At 44.7% G+C, this 16,193-nt stretch carries 19 protein-coding genes; 4 read left to right on the plus strand and 15 right to left on the minus strand.

Annotation, left to right across the window (positions count from 1 at the left end; translation table 11 throughout):
• Window positions 1-790 precede the first annotated feature (790 nt).
• Together V1498_RS12155 and V1498_RS12160 are read right to left on the minus strand one after the other, a co-directional pair.
• Window positions 791-1,249, minus strand: coding sequence for a hypothetical protein (locus V1498_RS12155; protein WP_409293959.1), 459 nt, complete (start codon window positions 1,247-1,249; stop codon window positions 791-793).
• 165 nt (window positions 1,250-1,414) lie between these two features.
• Window positions 1,415-1,693, minus strand: a complete 279-nt coding sequence (locus tag V1498_RS12160; RefSeq protein ID WP_409293960.1) for a hypothetical protein — start codon at window positions 1,691-1,693, stop codon at window positions 1,415-1,417.
• A gap of 618 nt (window positions 1,694-2,311) precedes the next feature.
• Between V1498_RS12160 and V1498_RS12165 the strand changes: the two genes are divergently transcribed.
• On the plus strand, window positions 2,312-2,722 hold the full coding sequence (locus V1498_RS12165) for a hypothetical protein (RefSeq protein ID WP_409293962.1): 411 nt from the start codon (window positions 2,312-2,314) through the stop codon (window positions 2,720-2,722).
• A gap of 89 nt (window positions 2,723-2,811) precedes the next feature.
• Here the strand turns inward: V1498_RS12165 and V1498_RS12170 are convergent, their stop codons facing one another.
• Together V1498_RS12170 and V1498_RS12175 are read right to left on the minus strand one after the other, a co-directional pair.
• Window positions 2,812-3,417 carry a nitroreductase family protein gene (locus V1498_RS12170; protein WP_409293964.1) on the minus strand — a complete coding sequence of 202 codons (606 nt, stop codon included), beginning with the start codon at window positions 3,415-3,417 and terminating at the stop codon, window positions 2,812-2,814.
• A gap of 19 nt (window positions 3,418-3,436) precedes the next feature.
• Entirely contained in the window at window positions 3,437-4,282 is an 846-nt protein-coding gene (locus tag V1498_RS12175) for a VOC family protein (protein ID WP_409293965.1), read from the minus strand.
• A 146-nt stretch (window positions 4,283-4,428) separates the two neighbouring features.
• On the opposite strand from V1498_RS12175, the gene V1498_RS12180 reads away from it, so the two are divergent.
• On the plus strand, window positions 4,429-4,743 hold the full coding sequence (locus V1498_RS12180) for a winged helix-turn-helix transcriptional regulator (RefSeq protein WP_409293967.1): 315 nt from the start codon (window positions 4,429-4,431) through the stop codon (window positions 4,741-4,743).
• Between the two features lie 315 nt (window positions 4,744-5,058).
• On the opposite strand, the gene V1498_RS12185 is transcribed toward V1498_RS12180, so the two are convergent.
• Complete coding sequence (locus tag V1498_RS12185; protein WP_409299264.1) at window positions 5,059-5,487, minus strand: SRPBCC family protein; 429 nt, start codon at window positions 5,485-5,487, stop codon at window positions 5,059-5,061.
• Between the two features lie 511 nt (window positions 5,488-5,998).
• Complete coding sequence (locus V1498_RS12190; protein WP_409293969.1) at window positions 5,999-6,529, minus strand: GNAT family N-acetyltransferase; 531 nt, start codon at window positions 6,527-6,529, stop codon at window positions 5,999-6,001.
• Between the two features lie 170 nt (window positions 6,530-6,699).
• Here V1498_RS12190 and V1498_RS12195 point away from each other — a divergent pair, with 170 nt between their 5' ends.
• On the plus strand, window positions 6,700-6,801 hold the full coding sequence (locus tag V1498_RS12195; RefSeq protein WP_409293971.1) for a winged helix-turn-helix transcriptional regulator: 102 nt from the start codon (window positions 6,700-6,702) through the stop codon (window positions 6,799-6,801).
• A gap of 147 nt (window positions 6,802-6,948) precedes the next feature.
• Here the strand turns inward: V1498_RS12195 and V1498_RS12200 are convergent, their stop codons facing one another.
• The gene (locus V1498_RS12200) at window positions 6,949-7,482 is read right to left on the minus strand and encodes a GNAT family N-acetyltransferase (protein WP_409299266.1); all 534 of its coding nucleotides are present in this window, start codon (window positions 7,480-7,482) and stop codon (window positions 6,949-6,951) included.
• 225 nt (window positions 7,483-7,707) lie between these two features.
• On the opposite strand from V1498_RS12200, the gene V1498_RS12205 reads away from it, so the two are divergent.
• Window positions 7,708-8,061, plus strand: coding sequence for a DUF4279 domain-containing protein (locus tag V1498_RS12205; protein WP_409293973.1), 354 nt, complete (start codon window positions 7,708-7,710; stop codon window positions 8,059-8,061).
• 48 nt (window positions 8,062-8,109) lie between these two features.
• On the opposite strand, the gene V1498_RS12210 is transcribed toward V1498_RS12205, so the two are convergent.
• The 8 genes from V1498_RS12210 to V1498_RS12245 all read right to left on the minus strand — a co-directional run bounded on the left by V1498_RS12210 (window position 8,110) and on the right by V1498_RS12245 (window position 16,112).
• Complete coding sequence (locus tag V1498_RS12210; protein WP_409293975.1) at window positions 8,110-9,099, minus strand: Gfo/Idh/MocA family protein; 990 nt, start codon at window positions 9,097-9,099, stop codon at window positions 8,110-8,112.
• 5 nt (window positions 9,100-9,104) lie between these two features.
• On the minus strand, window positions 9,105-9,947 hold the full coding sequence (locus tag V1498_RS12215) for a sugar phosphate isomerase/epimerase family protein (RefSeq protein ID WP_409293977.1): 843 nt from the start codon (window positions 9,945-9,947) through the stop codon (window positions 9,105-9,107).
• A 16-nt stretch (window positions 9,948-9,963) separates the two neighbouring features.
• Window positions 9,964-10,953 (minus strand): Gfo/Idh/MocA family protein, encoded by a 990-nt coding sequence (locus tag V1498_RS12220; protein WP_409293978.1) that lies wholly within the window; start codon window positions 10,951-10,953, stop codon window positions 9,964-9,966.
• Window positions 10,950-11,969 carry a Gfo/Idh/MocA family protein gene (locus V1498_RS12225; protein WP_409293980.1) on the minus strand — a complete coding sequence of 340 codons (1,020 nt, stop codon included), beginning with the start codon at window positions 11,967-11,969 and terminating at the stop codon, window positions 10,950-10,952. Before V1498_RS12225 ends, V1498_RS12220 begins: the two co-directional genes overlap by 4 nt.
• A 19-nt stretch (window positions 11,970-11,988) precedes the next feature.
• Window positions 11,989-12,975, minus strand: a complete 987-nt coding sequence (locus V1498_RS12230) for an ROK family protein (RefSeq protein ID WP_409293982.1) — start codon at window positions 12,973-12,975, stop codon at window positions 11,989-11,991.
• A 22-nt stretch (window positions 12,976-12,997) separates the two neighbouring features.
• Window positions 12,998-13,813, minus strand: a complete 816-nt coding sequence (locus V1498_RS12235) for a carbohydrate ABC transporter permease (protein ID WP_409292780.1) — start codon at window positions 13,811-13,813, stop codon at window positions 12,998-13,000.
• Window positions 13,814-13,828: 15 nt separating this feature from the next.
• Window positions 13,829-14,779, minus strand: a complete 951-nt coding sequence (locus V1498_RS12240; RefSeq protein WP_409293984.1) for a carbohydrate ABC transporter permease — start codon at window positions 14,777-14,779, stop codon at window positions 13,829-13,831.
• Window positions 14,780-14,849: 70 nt separating this feature from the next.
• The gene (locus tag V1498_RS12245) at window positions 14,850-16,112 is read right to left on the minus strand and encodes an ABC transporter substrate-binding protein (RefSeq protein WP_409293986.1); all 1,263 of its coding nucleotides are present in this window, start codon (window positions 16,110-16,112) and stop codon (window positions 14,850-14,852) included.
• Window positions 16,113-16,193 lie beyond the last annotated feature (81 nt).

Below are 16,193 nucleotides of genomic sequence, written 5' to 3' on the forward strand. Positions count from 1 at the left end.
AACCATAGAATAGCAATTAAAATTAATTTAACCGACCTTCTCACTCCTGCCATTACAAAATCCCCCAAATATGTCTGCCTCAAAGGAGTTGTTAAAAAAATTGTCCATGAAAAATGCGTGATAGCATGAAGATAATGATTCCACAAAACACATATTTTAATAGCTTTGTTTTAGTTTTCTGTTGACTATTCTTCTTATTTTTCATGTCAATAATAAACATATTTATTACACCAACAAAGATTATTAAAATTCCTAAAAATGACATCAAATAAAAAACAATATCCTTCATTTTGTCTCTCCTTAGTTCAGGACATCTATTTCGGCTTCCCCAATTTGGGTATTTTCGTAATATTCATCCCTCTCTATCCTAATTTGAATAATAGTCCTTTTCCTCTTCGGAGAAAATCAAGTCGAAAAAAGCTAAACTTAGTGACACTCCCAGCGGCGTTCCAAAATCGTATAGATCCATTTTTGAAGGCTGAAAAAAATATCTAAATATATAGGTGCAGGCACTAATTAGAATAAAATATATGAAAAATTTAATTAATCTTTTTCTAATTTCTCGCCATTTCATTTTCCTCATGTTAGATAAAACGACAACAATGAAATAAATAAAAGAAAAAAGAAGGAGAATCAGAAATACAATTATATAAGAAAACGCAAAATCATTATTAATATCCTTATAGACAATAAACAACATGATAATAGTTCCAATGAAAATACTGGTATATATGAGGTATGCTAATTTGTTCTTCATTTTTAGTCTCCGTTTTCAATACGCCGAAAGTGATTATTCATATTCAATTACTGTTGGTCTAACAAAAGATGGGAAGGTTTTACCGATATTTTCATAGGAAGAGAACTTCTTACTATTCGAAATGACAACGATACTATCTCCGTCATGTCCTATCCAGAAGACATTTGTATCCTCATCCACTGTTACAACTATTGCGTCTCGAATTTTCCCTTCCCAATTGCCTTGCCATCGTCGTTCTTCTACACGAAAAGAATCCCTTTTTGTCGACCAGACTACGAGGTCATTACTACTGCCAATTGAAATAAAAACATCCATTAATTTTCGAAGTTGATTCATGTTTTTAATGTCTGTAACAGATATTGCCATTACCGCATTAGATTTAAGATATTTATATACAATATCCTGTTTTTTACACAATTTCTCATAGTCTTCTTTCCTAAACGAAGGAATTTCAGCACAAAAATATATTGGAAATGCTTCTATCTGTTCCATCCATAAAGGTAAAAAATTCTCGTTCATTTCAGGTAAATAAATACCATCAATAGAGAATACGTATTGCGGATCCCCCTCAATGGCAAACGGAAAATGACCACCAGCATCAGGTTCTAAGAGTGCCTTCTAAAATAACCAACTTCAATGTGCATCTGGGCTTCCTCCTCACGTACGAAAATAAATCCATAAAGCAAAAACACCAAAAGCTAATGGAAAAAAAGCTAATATTAAAATAATGACTTTAGCAGGTACGAAAGATTTACTAGCTATTTTGTGAAAAAGAATGACATCCTGTTCAGCCCACGAAGCATACAAATCATTCCTTACCCATTTATACTTTTTAATTTCCTTCTGATGTGCATCTTCCGTATATGTAAACAAGATTAATAGGAAAAGGGTTAATCCAAAAATAAATAATAATAAGCCTGCCGTTAAAAAGTTCATTTTTTGTTTCCTTGTATGAAATATTTTTATGTAGTTCACTTCTGAAGATCACTCGTTTTAATCCGCGGAACAACAACCTTAATCCACCAATTTGCACGTCCATGACTATAAAGACAATTACATCAAATAAAAATTGCTAAAAAAGAATCTTAAATATAAGAAATTCCCCGCAACGAGTATATCGTCAACGCGGAACAAAAGCCATATGATTTATATTGGATATTACATTCACGAACAAATACACCGCGTCCACTGATCGTTATCGGCCACGATTAAGACAGTACTAATAGGATAAAAAAATCTATTAACTGAACTCCGCTTAGTCTTCTAACAGACTTTAACTAAACAAACCCCCTGTTTCAAGAACGATTGATGTATTGGAGTTGGGGGTGAAAACATACTGCTCAATGAATGAATGGGTTTATGTAATGTTTAGAGTTCCTTCAGATTAATGAGAATAAACCATCCAACATAAAAATTCTGGAAAAGTATGGATTATCTCAAAAGATCTGAATTATTATTAATATATGGGTGGAGAAATGGATATCCTCAATCTCCTCTTATCGAAAGCCACCCAGTTTTAAATGGGAATGGAAGATTAAATAATGGGGGTCCAAAATGAAAAAAATCCTTATATTTGTGTTTACTGTCTTTATCATAACTCTTATTGGATGTTCAAATGAAAAAGAGTATGATTTAAAGCAGCTTAATAGAGTTGATGTTCAAATATTTACAGGTGAAAACACTGAAAAAGAAAAAATAATTATGGATGAAGAAAAGATGAAAGCGTTAAGAGATTTATTTGCTAAAATAGAGTGGGAATATAATGTAAAGGCGCAAATGGATCGAAAAGAAGATATGAAAGCCACTTTATTCTTCACGTTAAATAAGGATATGCCAGAAAAATTAGTTGAATATTTTATATGGTTTGACACTTCAGTGACGATCGTTAATAGAGAAAAGAACTCTTTAGGAAAATTAAACAAAGAAGATTCCAAGAAACTTATAGATATTCTCATGAAAAATTAAAAGAGCAGGGCTGCCTGCTCTTTTTGTCTCATTTTAAAATACGAATTCCGGAAAAAACCTGCTGCCCTCTATGAGCAGCCTCTCTCCTTTTATTTAAAAAATTTTACACGCTCTTCAAGCGGCTGGAATTCCTTCTCGCCGGCAGGAGCGGTCGGCTTTCCGAACGGCATCTGGGCAATCAGCCTCCAGTTTTCAGGCAGGTTCCATTCCTGCCTGACTTCTTCATCAATCAGCGGATTGTAATGCTGAAGCGATGCACCGAAGCCTTCGAGTTCAAGTGATGTCCAGATGTTATACTGCAGCATCCCGCTTGACTGCTGTGACCAGACAGGGAAATTGTCAGCATACAGCTCAAACTGTTTCTGGAATCCTTCTACGACATTCTGGTCTTCAAAGAAAAGGACGGTGCCATAGCCGCTGGCAAAGGATTTCATCTTATCCTCAGTTGAACCGAAGTTTTCTGCAGGAACGATCTTTCTTAGCGTTTCCTTCGTAATGTCCCATAGCCTGGCATGGTTTTCACTCAGCAGGACAACCACACGCGCGCTTTGTGAGTTAAAGGCGGATGGAGTATATTTTACAGCGTGGTTGACGATCTCCTGAATTCTTTCATCTGAGACCGGCGCCTCGCTGCTGATGCTGTAAATAGAACGCCTGTTTTCAATAGCGGAATAAAAATCGGTTTTGTTTTCCATGTTCATTTCCTCCTTAAGATTAAACGATTAAATGGATTTTGTTGCCGGATGGATCATAAGTGATATACATCTGCTCTTTCTTTTCTACAGAAGCACCCAGTTGCCTTATGCGCTCCACGGCCTGCTCCAAAGCTTCAGTGCCCGGGAAGATCAGCGTATACCAATTCAGCCCTGTACTGGATTCTGCCGGCGGGGGCGCACCCTCTCCCGCCCAAGTATTCAGGCCGAGATGGTGATGATATTTCCCTGTGGAAACAAACAGCGCCTGGCTTCCCAGATGACTGACCGCCTCGAAGCCGAGACCGTTTGTATAGAATTCTTCTGTTTCCCGAAGCTCCGCGACATGTAGATGGACATGCCCCATCACGGTACCGGCAGGAAGCCCCTTCCACTCTCCCCTTGATTCAGAAAGAAGATCCTTGAAATCGAGGGGATCCACCGTCATCTGCACCTCAGTCCCCTGCCATGTCCATTCGCTTGGCGGCCGGTCTGCATAGATTTCGATTCCATTTCCGTCAGGATCGGAAAAATAAAGCGCCTCGCTTACTAAATGGTCGGATGATCCGATCGGCAGCCCGATTTTGATGAAATGATTCACAATATCGGCAAGATCTGAACGCTGCGGCAGGAGCAGGGCAAAATGGTACAGGCCTGTCGTATTCCGTTCCCTCGGTGTCACTTGTTCCGGACGCTCCAGGGACAGGAGCGGTGTTTTCCCGTCGGCCGAAAGTACGGCACTGCTGTCTGAGCGGTCTATTACTATAAACCCTATTACTTCTTCATAAAACCTGATTGCGCGATATAAATCTGCGACTTTCAACTTTATTTCCCCAGGATATATATTAGGCTTTGCATGAAAGCTCATTGTATTCCCTCCATGTGATAAGTCTTACTTACTTTATGTAAGTAATTATATTTTAGTTATCAGTTAACGTCAAGTAACTTTGTTTGTTTTAACAAACTGGTTATTTTTTACGCAACGTTATATAATGAAAAAAAGGAGTTGTCACCATGGATAAGTCCATCTGCCCAAGATTTGAAAAAGCCATCAGCATCCTCAGCCAGCGCTGGACAGGATTGATCATATATCAGCTGCTCTCCGGGCCCCAGAGATTCGGGACGATAGAAGCAGCCATCGGAGTAAGCGGGAGAGTCCTTTCTGAAAGACTGAAGGAGCTTGAAAATGAAGGGATTGTCAAAAGAGACGTGTACCCGGAAACACCGGTCCGCATAGAATATTCTCTCACAGAAAAAGGCACTTCATTCGCCCCCCTCATGAAGGAAATTGAAAAATGGTCCCAGCAGTGGCTGGAGGCACCACAATAGAAAAAGCCAATTGTCTATAACAATTGGCTTGTAACTGCATTCGAGGCTGAATGCGGTTTTTTATTTTATGGCTCTGTTAAATTTTAATGTTGATATTAAAAATGGAAGTTCCATTTTTATAATATTGGTAAACTAACGCACCCGTTAGTTTAAGTGAAAATCTTCACAATCTTATTTACCTTCACAAATCTATTCATATGTGTAGGGCATATCAAAAAGACGCCTACTTACTAAAGAAAAGCGCCTGTATACGGAATATCAGTCCATTAATCGTTCTTCCAGTGGAGCGTAATACCCTATATTCGGTATCACTTTTCATTTTTCGGCATTCCTTTTTATATATTCATTCCTTCGCAAAAGTAAACGTTCCATATATGATCGTAAAAACATCAAGTCTGCCAACCTGCCAAGTGGTCCAAAAGGTGAGGTATAATCGAATTTATCCGTCATCAACGTCCCATCGTCTACTAATTCAAATGTATGTTCATGCCTAAACCTTTTAAAAGCACCGCTAACCATCTCGTCTACGAAACTATTAGGCGGATCAAACTCAGTAATAATTGATGTTAACTGCTGGCGAATACCAAAATGTGTAGCCTCCCAAGTCACGGTTTCTCCTAGTTCGATCAACCCGCTTGTACGACCTTTAACTGCTCTTTCGTTTGTATAAGCAGTCGATTCCATATGAATATCAATGCTGCGCGACAAATCAAAACAAACTTGAATAGGTGCTTTAATAAACATGGATAATTTTATAATTGGCAATAGCCACACTCCTCAACCTAGTCGTTCACTAATGATTAGGTACATAATAAGGTCGATCTTGCTCAACAACCTGAGTCCCCATTTCACTATCGTCTCCGTTAGCACCCTCGCTACTGACACAGCATCAAAGATGATGGATGTTCTATCGTTCATACATGGGTGGTGAAGGACATTATTTGTTTAAAATGGGACTGATTGTGATTGATCTTCCAAGAATTTAAACTCCTTCATCAATAAATCTTTCATTATTATAATTTCAATAACAAATTGAACATTTCCTTCTTCAAGTAACCTGACCCGTTAGTTAAATAGGCGTACCCTTATAACAAAGAAAACTCGCAGATTTCTTATGCGAGTTTTCTTAAATGAAATTATATCCTCTGATAGCAACAATACTTACGAAAACAGCCAAAAACAAAAACCTCATCTTTTTGAAAAATGAGGTTTTTTACACATTGATGTAGATTCCCTGCCAGAACAGAGATTGAATCTACTGCTTTTTATTTTGTAAAACAGTAATAAAACCATCTAAAATTTCATGGCTAACAACGTATCCTTTTCGTTTATAAAACTCTAAAGCATCCTCATTGCCATTCGAAACAAAAATAAAATAATTTTCGACACCAGATTGATTCAACCAACTCATTGACATATTGAAAAGCTTTGAGCCAATCCCGTATTTTCTATACGCTTCACTTATATAAAACTGGGATAGACAACCTACATTCTTTTCACTAATAGAAGAAATGTCAAAAAAAGTAGCAAAATCATTAGAATATGACTCTTTCGGTGAGATGTTCGAGTATGCATAGCCAACTATCTTTTCTTCAACTTTAGCAACAATTATATGATTGTAAATTGCACTCTTAATAGAAGGAATCATTCTTGTTTCAAAATTCATCCCGTCGAACAATTCAGGCTTTATTTTTGCCTTTGACTTTTGAAAGACCATGAGCTCATTACATAAATCTTTGCAATACTCTGCTTTCTCGATAGGTATGATTTCATATTTTATATCCATGTTCTTCCCCCTCTATTTGTTCTTTGATTAATTTGACATAAGGTAATTGCGATTCTAAAATTATCATAAATCGATTAGTATCGTTTGGAAAGCAGGCACATTAAAGTGGTATAGAAACCTTTTAAAGGTTATGTTATGGATAAATCAGTAATAAATGTAAGGTTCTAGTTTTGGGTGAAATATTAAGTGGCACAAAAAGATTTTGTGAACAAAAAAATGGAATAGAAGGTATAAGCCAAAAGGTACTGACACAGAATTTACGTTCAATGTAGAATGATGGATTAATAGTACGCCAAGGTTTATAGACCCATTCTAAACTCAATGAAATAATGGGGTTTAGGGTATCAGGAAATGGTGTCGAATTTTGACAGATGCCCTCTATCATAAGCATTAGTCATTGCAAATGTATATGTAAGTTCCTAAAGAACGCGATGCTCCATCAGCCAGCAGTCCCGCAGCTCTCCTTCATGTAGCTCCCGCTTTGGCAGGAGCTTTATCTTCTTGAATCCGCATTTTTCATAGCAGCGGATAGCCCGGAGGTTTTCAGTACGCGGATCCATGACGATGGATTTTGCCCCCTCTTCTTCCCGCAGGTATGAAATCATGGATGCAATCAGCTTTGTACCGATTCCCCTCCCCCAGTATGATGGTTCACCGATGAACTGATCCATGCCGTAGATATCACTCCCTGACAAGCCATATAGTTCTTTTGTTTCTTCATCCAGTTCATAATACTGCAGGTAGCCGATGGCAGCTCCGTCCAGCTCCACTATGCACATCTCCTGCTGCTCTTTGTTTTCAAAAAAGACGGCGCAGACTTTTTCCAGATCAAAGGGATTATCTCTTCCTTCATAAAATCGGAGGACAGCCGGATCGGAGAGCCATGTTGCCAACAATTCACCATCTTTTCTTTCTAACTGGCGCAGAGTTACATTTCCATTCCAAAATCCAATCATACCGGTCTTAATCCTTTCCTTTTTGGAAATTTTTGATAATATCAGTGTAGCACAGCCAACTGGATTTCAGAGTGGTACTCTGGGAAATATAGTCTATGATCAATAAAGATGTAAAAATAGTAGAGTTAGATAAGGGGAGATCTTATAGTGGATAAAACGAAGGTTTCAGCTGCCTTCAGCTAGTTTGGGGAAGATTTTCCGATAGATGATGTAACGGAGAGATTGGGAGTAAACCCTTCAGTTACTTACAGGAGGGGCGATCGTATTCCGAACCGCTCTTCTGACAGATACAGAAAAGAGACATGCTGGGCATTAGAAACAGGAGATGAAGCATCTCTTGATGTGAATATCCAGCTTCAAACCATTATGAATCAGATACAAGGCAAGACTGCCGTCATAAATGCTGTCAAAGCCGATTACTCGTTAGATTGCAGGTTCGATATTGTTATCATAATAGAAGATGGAGATACACCTGCTTTTTCCCTGAATAAAGACATCCTAACGTTTGCGGCAGGCATTGGAGCTGAATTGGATTTGGATTTATACGCGAATCCTTACCGGGCAGACTTGGACTAACTAATGAACACCCCGCAATACGCGGGGTGTTCATTAACGTTTCATCAACTAGGACTGGCCAGTCAGCATGAATTCCTGGAGCCGCTGTACTTCCCCTGATTGTGCTGATCGGTTCGCAGCGAGGGTTACAGCGAGTGTCCGGACTCCCTCACTATATGGCGAGAGGATGAGACTGCGGTCGTTTGTGCGGATGGCTTCAATAAAGGCGTCATCCTGCTCCTGGTAGAAGTCCATGTCATTTTCATAGGTTTCTGTTCCGTTTTCGTCGTGGATGTGCAGGGCATTTCCGTTGATCACCACTCTGAAACCGCGCCCAAGCAGCTCGACTCCGGAGCTGTGGTCAGTCTGGGTGAAGGTGCAGTCCAGGCTCCCGACAGCCCCTGATTCAAGTTTGAAGCTGAGGGACGTGGAGTCAGGAATATCAATTCCCGGGATATCCCCCATCACAGTGAGGGACTGGTTTGCAAATACCGTGTGAATCTCACCGGCCAGATAACGGATCAGATCGACCGTATGGGTGGCCTGCTCGACCAGCTGGCCGCCTGACTGGGCCATTTTTCTGTACCACGGTGTTTCAACGAACTTCGTTACATAATGGGCCCGGACCATGGCAATTTGTTTTCCCACAAGATATGATTTCGCCTTCCTGACGGTATCCAGGTAACGGAGACAATAGCCCGAGGCACAGATGATACCCGAGTCTGTTATCGCTTGTTCCCTGGCCATCGCTTCCATCAGATCGAGGCCGACCGGCTTTTCAACCATAAGATGGATGCCGCGTGCGGCTGCTTTTTCCTCTATATTTGTATGGGCAAAAGGCGGAACACAGAGAAAAAGTGCCTGCAGATCCTCGCTTTCAAGCATTTCATCGTTGTTTGTATAAAATGGCACTCTGTATTTACTCGCAGCTTCATGGGCCCGTTCAGGGGATAGATCACATACAGCGGCAATTTCGGCATATTCGTTTCGGAATATATTGGACAGATGGGCCTGTGCAATCCCGCCTGCCCCTATGAAACCAACTTTGATTTTAGACAAATTCTCTACTTCCTTTCTGCAGGGGTTAAGCTTCTGCAGATGGCTTCCAGCTGGCGTCCGGTGTCCATCGCAAGGCCCTGCGGCGAAAATGGGTAAGGGGAAATCTCGGCGGTCAGGACATCATCATAGCCGATGTCATGAAGCGCCTTCACGACTTCCTTCCAGTTCACATCACCGGCAAGAAGCGGGACAAAACCGGTGATATTGCCGACTGCCGTGCTGAAATCCTTTACATGCACCTTTTTTATCCGGCTGCCGAGAGTCCGGATCCACTGCTCGGGATAGCCGAATTGAAGCACATTGCCCACATCAAAATAGACGCCCGCAAAGTCTGATTGAATTTCATCCACATAGCGCTTCATCTCAAGAGGAGAGAGGAGGAATTTGTTCCAGACATTCTCGATACCGATCATAACGCCTATCCTCTCCGCAACAGAAGCAAGACTCACAAGCTCCCGCTGGCTCCGCTCATAACAGTCACTGTAGGATGTTTCTTCGTTCACAACACCAGGGACGACAAGAATGGTATCCATTCCCATGGCGCCTGCAAGCTCCAGCTGTTTTTGCACAACCTTCCGGCCCCGTTCCCGGACGCTTTCGTCCCCCGAGGACAGCGGGGACTCCCACAACAGCCCGGTTGAAAGACTGCGAAGCTCGATATTATGCCGTTCCGCCTGGCGCAAAATTTCTTCCGCTTCCTTAACATTCGTATCCAGGGTCAATCCTGTCCCGCCGCTGTTATAAACATTCAGCTCGACCGCATCGAAGCCCGCTTCCCTGCTCCAGGCGAACACATCCTGAAGCGGCGTGCCTTCCGGGAAACACCATTGATTGATGCCTTTTTTCATGAAGTCTGCCTCCCTTCTATCTCACTGCCTGCCGGCCCTGCAGGGTGACCGGTGCTTTTTTGGCTGCCGATTCATAGGCCGCAAGCGCTGCCTCCACTGCCCTCATGCCGTCGGTGCCCGTGACGCTCGGCTCACTTACATTCGCTGCACTATCCAGGAAGTCCCGGACGAGCTCGGCATCCATGTTGTCGCCCCAATAATCCCAGGCAGCTCCGCCCGGCGAGTACACATCCACCTTCTGTGCGAATGCATCGACCTTCAGCGTCCCCTCGCTTCCAATGATCTCAAGCGTCACATCTCCCCAGGTCGGGAATGTGTCATTGCGGGACCAGCTGCAATCGAGGGTGGCGAACACTCCGTTTTCAAATTCAAAGGTCAAAAGACCGCAGTCATCGATATCGGTATCGGAAAATTTCTGGTCAATCTCCGCATACACTTCCTTCAGTTCTGAACCGAGAAACCATCTCATCAGGTCTGCCACATGCACCGTATGGTCCATCACGGCGCCGCCGCCTGATAATTCCTTGTCCACGAACCAGCCGCCTGGATTCGTGCCGCGGTTCGTGCCCTTGATGGCGAAGATCTCCCCGAGGCCGCCGCTTTCCACGATGCTTTTCGCCCGCTTCACGGCCGTATTGAACCGGACTGGAAACGCAGTCTGGAGAATCACTCCCTCTTCCCTGCATACATCAATCATTTCCTGTGCGTCCTCAAGCGACGGTGCGAGCGGCTTTTCACAGAGAACGTGCACCCCGGCCCTGGCGGCAGCCAGGGTATGTTCGTGATGTTTGCTGTTTTCAGAGGTGATGATGACCGCATCCAGGTCCTGTTTCAACAATTCCTCATACTGGCGGTAATAAGTTGTGCCGAATTTCTCAGCTGCCTGAGTTCCCCGGGAGTCCTGCTCGTCCGCAATCCCAATAAGCTCCACTCCTTCAATCTTCTTCAGTGCATCTGCATATGAAAAGGCATGTGAATGGGCAAAACTGATGATTCCTACTCTCATCCGTGCTGCACCTCCTCTTTTAAGGTTTCATCCAGGACAATTTCTTTCCCTGTTTTCATCGACTCCAGCGCGGCCAGCGCAATCTCCATCGCCTTGTAGGCATCTTCGGCCGATACGATCGGTTCTTCCCCTGACTTGATGCATTGTATAAAATGGGTCAGTTCTTCAAAATAAGGATTCTGCTTCAGTGGACTTTCAGGGACAGCCACACCGCCTGCTGCCGCGCTTTCGCCCCGCCCTTCAAAAATGACCGGTACCGATTTTTTGCTGTCATGATCAATGATTCCTTCGCTGCCAGCAAATTCGAACTGAGTCGAGAAGCCCTGATGTGCCCAGGTTCCCTCCACATGGGCAATCACTCCGCTCTTGAATCTCAGGGTGACCAATGAATAATCACGGTGCTTAAGTCCGCCGTCCTTGATGCCTTTGGCAAAGACCCTTTCTACATCACCAAAGCACCATCTCAGGAAATCAAAGTCGTGGATGATCATATCAAGAACAAGCCCGCCGCTTGCCTCATAATCGGCATACCAGTCATTCGACCCCATCGGGAACTGTCCGCCTCTTGTAGTCCTGACCATTCCCACCTTCCCGATTCGGCCTTCCTCAATGATTTGCTTGGCCCGCACATATTCAGGAAAAAAGCGGACCACATGGCCGACATACAGCTTCACATTCTTTTCCCGGCAGTAATCAATCATTTCCCGCGCATCCGCAAGGCTTCTTGCCAGCGGCTTTTCGCAGACAACGTGAAGGCCGAGGTCGGCTGCCTTCTTCACAAATGGCTTATGAAACGGAGTCGGCAGGCATACGGAAACAACATCCAAAGGGGGCAGAGCCGCCACAGCCTCTTCAAAGCTTTCAAAAGCCTTGGTGTTCAACCGGTTGGCAAGCTCTTCTGCCTTTTCCAGATTTACGTCCACAATCCCGCAGAGGACGGCATCCTCCATGCCGGTATAGGCAGCACCATGCGTACCTCCCATGGTGCCGGCCCCAATCAACAGAACGTTCAACATATGTAACTCCTCCTTTTCGTTATAAAGCGTATGTTTCACCAGGACGTGCAAAGCCGTGAGCCTCTTCTTCCCCGCCGCCATACAGGCAGGCGGCCCCGAGCACAGGGGCACATCTGCCGAGTGCGGACACCCTGATATCGACGTCCTTCACCATGCTCTCAATGCCATGTTTCTGGATGGTCTTCTGAATGGCCGGAAGCAGGAACTCCGATTCATTCATCACCCCTCCGCCGAGGATCACGGTTTCGGTATTGAAGAGATGAATGAGATTGATCAGACCAAGTCCGAGATGACCTCCGATTTCCTCCAGGATACTGATGGAAAAAGGATCTCCCTGCCGTGCGGCCGCCCCTATTTCCTTGGCTGTCAAGTGACCGCCCGGAGTAAGGATCGTACTCCTGGCGCCGTTTTTCAGCCTCTCGTCAGCGAGGGCTGCCAGTGCCGGGCCGGATGCATAATTCTCAAGGCAGCCTCTGTTGCCGCAAGCGCATGCCGGGCCGTTCAGGTTGATTGAGATATGTCCGAATTCGCCGGCACTGTCTCCCCTTCCGGTAATCAGGCTGCCACCGCTGATGATTCCGGCCCCGATTCCTGTACTCACGGTGATATAAATCACATTCTGCCTGCCGCGTCCGCCGCCTAGCTGCCATTCACCTATGGCCGCGGCGTTGGCGTCATTGTACAGGCGGACGGGAAGTCCCCATTCCTGTTCCATGAGACTGCCGATTTTCAGGGACTCAATGCCGAGGTTGGCCGCATACAGAATTTCCTTTTTAGCGGAATCGATCACCCCGGCTGATGCCACTCCGATTCCTTTGATATCAAAAGAGCTTCCTGTTTCCATGAGTTGCTGTACGGTATCCAGCACCTGATGGATAAGCGTATCCCCTTTACGGGTTGGCTGCTCGATTTCTGCCGCAATCTTTCCGTCTGGGGTGACAAGGGCAGCAAGCAGCTTGGTGCCGCCGATATCCACCCCGATTGAAACGGTCTCCCTTTTTTTCATTGCAGTCCCTCCCTGCTTGTCTTTACCTTCTTACTCCGCTTAACGAAATGCCGGCAATCAAGTACTTTTGCAACAGAATGAACATGATGATCATGGGGATGGTCGATAACAGTGCACCGGCCATCAGAAGCGGATAGTTTGTTGAATACTGTCCCTGGAAAGACGATATCCCGATTGAGAGGACCCTCATGTTCTCAGAATTGGTCATGATGAGCGGCCAGAGGAAATCATTCCAGGATGCAAGGGCCGTGAAGATGCCAAGGGCGATCAGGGCCGGTGTGGCATTCGGCAGCAGCACCCTCCAGTAAATGCCCCACCAGGAACACCCGTCAATGATAGCCGCTTCATCCAATTCCTTTGGGATGCCCATGAAGAACTGCCTCAGGAGAAACACGCCGAATGCGCTGAAGATGCCGGGTACAATCAAGGCATAAAACGTATCAATCCAGCCGAGCGAGGTCATGATCGCAAAGTTCGGGATCAGGATAACCTGCGGCGGTACCATCAATACGGATAGAATGATGATGAAGATCGTATTCTTGAACGGAAAATTCATGCGGGCGAACGCGAAAGCTGCCATCGAACATAGAAACAGCTGAAACAGTGTCCTCCCGACTGTCACGATGATCGTGTTTGTGTAATATTTCATGAAATCGACACTCTCGAAAACTTTCGCGAAATTTTCCGGGTGAAAATCCTTAGGGATGATTTCCGGCGGCACCTTCATGGAGGCGCCGTAGCTTTTCAGTGAAGTTGAAATCATCCAGAGGAACGGCACCATCATGATGAGCGCCCCGATGATCAATAGAGCATGACTGCCAAGCTTTCTTTCCTTCATGAGAGTCCCTCCTTTTTAGGAATCATAATGCACCCATTTTTTCTGGAAGACGAACTGGATGATGGTGATCGCAAGGATGGCCAGGAATAAGAGAAATGCCTGGGCTGATGCGATGCCCATCTGGGAATACTTGAAGCCGGATTCATAGACGCCGAACACGATGGTCCGCAGCGGCTCTAGAAGTGCGTTATTGTCCCCGATCATGACATAAATCAGATCAAACATCTGCAGCGAACTGATCATGGCTGTGATGAATACAAAGAAGAGAGTCGGCGTGATCAGCGGCAGCGTGATGTTTAAGAATTTCTTCATTTTGGACGCGCCGTCAATCTCGGCCGCTTCATAATAGCTCTGCGATACTCCCTGCAGTCCTGCCAGCAGCAGGATGACATTATGGCCGACCGTCATCCAGACATATACGAGGATGACCGAAAACAGGGCGATGTTCGGGTCGAACAGCCAGGAAGGCTGCGGAAGGTGAAGCAGGCCGAAAATATAGTTGATCAGCCCGTATTCCGTGTTATACAGCCATTTCCAGACCATCCCGACCGCCACAGGCATCGTCACGACCGGCAGGAAATAGAGCGTGCGGTACACCACCATACCCTTGATCCGCTGATTCAGCATCAAGGAAATGAGAGTGGCTGCCACAACAGAGAGAGGAACCGATATAATGGTAAACACTACCGTATTTAAAATGGAACGGCGGAAGGACGGATCCTGTATCAAAGCCTCAATATTGGCAAGGCCCACATAGGCAGGAGCCGAGATTCCATCCCATTCGGTGAAGGAAATCAGGAAGGAAGCAGCCGCAGGCAGCATATAGAAGCAAAGCAGGCCAAGAAATGTCGGGGCAATGAACAGCAGCGCATATACCGCTTCCTTATTCAGCTTCTTCCCTTTCTTCTGCACCGATTGGATCATGGCTGTTTTTTCCTTTTCCAGGGACTGTGGTACGATACTCATACAACCTCTCCTTTCAGGCAGCGGTCCGGGATTTTTTCATCTCCCGGCCCGCTTGCTTTTTACTGCAGAATTAGTCTGCCTGTTCTTCCTTCAGAATTTTATCCATCTTCTCTGTTACTGTATCAAGCGCTTCATCCAGCGGCTTCTGGCCGAGGTACGCTCCTTGTATTTCTTTGTTTTCGATATCCTGCCATTCCGCTGTTTTCTCGGAAATCGGATATGGAACACCATATTGCTGGGCATCAAGGAAAACTTTCAGATCAAGAGATGGAATGGATTTCAGCCAGACATCGCTTATGCTCTTGTCAGCCGGGATGGAGAATCCTGTTTCCGCGATTACTTGATTTCCTTCTTTGCCTGACAGCGCCTTAATCAGATCCCAGGCTGCATCATCATTTTTGGTCTTTTTATTCATAGCCCAGCCGATGCCGTGGACGATGGACGCCGGCTTCTTTCCTTTTGGAAGCGGAGCGACACCAAGATTATCTCCAAGCACGCCTTTATACTCGCCGGCACTTACGGAGATTCCCGGGAGCATGGCCGCCTTTTCAGAAATGAACAGCTGCTTTCCTTCTGTTTCCATGATGGTTTTCGCAGATGGGAATATTCCTTTGTCTATCATCTTTTGAACAAAATGGAAGGCTTCCTTGGCTTCAGGAGAATTGAAGCCTGACTTTGTCTTGTCATCGCTGATCATATAGCCGCCTGCCTGAGGAATGAGGTTATAATAGCCCTGCTGATTCGCTTTTACATCAAAGGCATAGCCATAGACTCCGTTTTTCTTATCGGTAAGCTGGCCGCCGACTTTTTCGATATCTTCCCAAGTCCAGTTTTCATCCGGATAAGGAATGCCCTTTTTGTCGAAGAACTTCTTGTTATAATAAAGGCCGACTGAATCAATGAAATAAGGCGCTGCATGCAGCTTTCCTTCATACGTATATAAATCGACGACGGCCGGGAAATAATCATCCTTTTTATAGTCGCCATCTTTTTTGATGTAAGGCTCAAGATCCTGAATGTACCCTTTTGATGCATATTGATAAAAATTCGGGCCGTTCATCCAGAACACATCAGGCCCTTTGCCGCCGCTGATGCTCGTTTTCAATTTTGTCCAATACTCCTCCCACGGCGAGTACGTCACATTTACCTTGATATCGGGATGCTCTTTCTTAAAGGCCTCAATGGACTTGTTCACAGCATCTTTTGTATTTTCATCCCAAAGGGCCACTTCAAGCGTCTTTTTCCCGCCGGCACTGCTCTTTGAGCTGCTGCAGGCAGACATTGCAAACACCATGACCATCAGCAATAAGTAAACCAAAAGCCTTTTCTTCATTTTTATCCCCCTCATGATATTGTCCTAAGAACTTATGTGTCACCAAACCTAGGAAACTCATACGTATGTAAGTGGATTCTG

It is taken from the genome of Paraperibacillus marinus (assembly GCF_046237605.1).
Classification (GTDB): Bacteria; Bacillota; Bacilli; order Bacillales; family DSM-1321; genus Paraperibacillus; species Paraperibacillus marinus.

Bases quoted from the DNA above. Each gene is read 5' to 3' on its own strand.
- V1498_RS12155 (WP_409293959.1), bottom strand. From the start codon at position 1,249: ATGGAACAGATAGAAGCATTTCCAATATATTTTTGTGCTGAAATTCCT.
- V1498_RS12160 (WP_409293960.1), bottom strand. From the start codon at position 1,693: ATGAACTTTTTAACGGCAGGCTTATTATTATTTATTTTTGGATTAACC.
- V1498_RS12165 (WP_409293962.1), top strand. From the start codon at position 2,312: ATGAAAAAAATCCTTATATTTGTGTTTACTGTCTTTATCATAACTCTT.
- V1498_RS12170 (WP_409293964.1), bottom strand. From the start codon at position 3,417: ATGGAAAACAAAACCGATTTTTATTCCGCTATTGAAAACAGGCGTTCT.
- V1498_RS12175 (WP_409293965.1), bottom strand. From the start codon at position 4,282: ATGAGCTTTCATGCAAAGCCTAATATATATCCTGGGGAAATAAAGTTG.
- V1498_RS12180 (WP_409293967.1), top strand. From the start codon at position 4,429: ATGGATAAGTCCATCTGCCCAAGATTTGAAAAAGCCATCAGCATCCTC.
- V1498_RS12185 (WP_409299264.1), bottom strand. From the start codon at position 5,487: ATGTTTATTAAAGCACCTATTCAAGTTTGTTTTGATTTGTCGCGCAGC.
- V1498_RS12190 (WP_409293969.1), bottom strand. From the start codon at position 6,529: ATGGATATAAAATATGAAATCATACCTATCGAGAAAGCAGAGTATTGC.
- V1498_RS12215 (WP_409293977.1), bottom strand. From the start codon at position 9,947: ATGAAAAAAGGCATCAATCAATGGTGTTTCCCGGAAGGCACGCCGCTT.
- V1498_RS12220 (WP_409293978.1), bottom strand. From the start codon at position 10,953: ATGAGAGTAGGAATCATCAGTTTTGCCCATTCACATGCCTTTTCATAT.
- V1498_RS12225 (WP_409293980.1), bottom strand. From the start codon at position 11,969: ATGTTGAACGTTCTGTTGATTGGGGCCGGCACCATGGGAGGTACGCAT.
- V1498_RS12230 (WP_409293982.1), bottom strand. From the start codon at position 12,975: ATGAAAAAAAGGGAGACCGTTTCAATCGGGGTGGATATCGGCGGCACC.
- V1498_RS12235 (WP_409292780.1), bottom strand. From the start codon at position 13,813: ATGAAGGAAAGAAAGCTTGGCAGTCATGCTCTATTGATCATCGGGGCG.
- V1498_RS12240 (WP_409293984.1), bottom strand. From the start codon at position 14,779: ATGAGTATCGTACCACAGTCCCTGGAAAAGGAAAAAACAGCCATGATC.
- V1498_RS12245 (WP_409293986.1), bottom strand. From the start codon at position 16,112: ATGAAGAAAAGGCTTTTGGTTTACTTATTGCTGATGGTCATGGTGTTT.